The sequence below is a fragment of the Micrococcus sp. R8502A1 genome, assembly GCF_006704135.1.
GTDB classification, from domain to species: domain Bacteria; phylum Actinomycetota; class Actinomycetes; order Actinomycetales; family Micrococcaceae; genus Micrococcus; species Micrococcus luteus.
Window position 1 is genome coordinate 1 of sequence record NZ_VIGS01000116.1, and the last position, 594, is coordinate 594.

Below are 594 nucleotides of genomic sequence, written 5' to 3' on the forward strand. Positions count from 1 at the left end.
GAGAGGGCTGAGAGGTGGTTGCTCCGTCGCGTGGGCTCGGAGCAGTGTATAAGACACAGCATCCGCCGCCGCCACGGCCGCCCGCCGTCGGGCCCCGCTGCCGGAGCCGGTGCCGGCCCGGCAGATCACGGGCCGCTCGCTCATCGTCGTCGCCGTGCTGCTGGTGGCCGCCGTCCTGGTGGCGCCCACGCTGCGCGCGTTCCTGAACCAGCAGCTGGAGATCTCGGCCGCGCGCGAGGAGATCGCCACCATGCAGGCCCAGCGCGAGGACTACGAACGGCGGATCCAGCTGTGGGACGATCCCGCCTACGTGACCCAGCAGGCGCGTGAGCGTCTCGAGCTGGTCATGCCGGGGGAGACCCTGTACTCCGTGACGGGGCGGCCCTCCGAGACCGACACCGAGGCCGAGGACACGCCCGCCGCCGGCGCGGACGAGGTCGTCAACACCCGCCTGCCGTGGGCCGAGGGCCTGTGGGACTCGGCCGTCCGCGCCGGGCTCGAGTGAACCCCGCGTCCCGCCCCCCCCCTGTCTCTTATACACCGCTGACGCTGCCGACGATCGCACAAACGTCGATCCCACTCGGTCGCATGGAA

The 594-nt window shown here is 72.1% G+C and carries 1 protein-coding gene; it reads left to right on the top strand.

Annotated elements, in window-relative coordinates; all coding sequences use genetic code 11:
* Positions 1 to 109: 109 nt before the first annotated feature.
* The gene (locus FLM69_RS11285; protein WP_141844311.1) at positions 110 to 505 is read left to right on the top strand and encodes a septum formation initiator family protein; all 396 of its coding nucleotides are present in this window, start codon (positions 110 to 112) and stop codon (positions 503 to 505) included.
* Positions 506 to 594 lie beyond the last annotated feature (89 nt).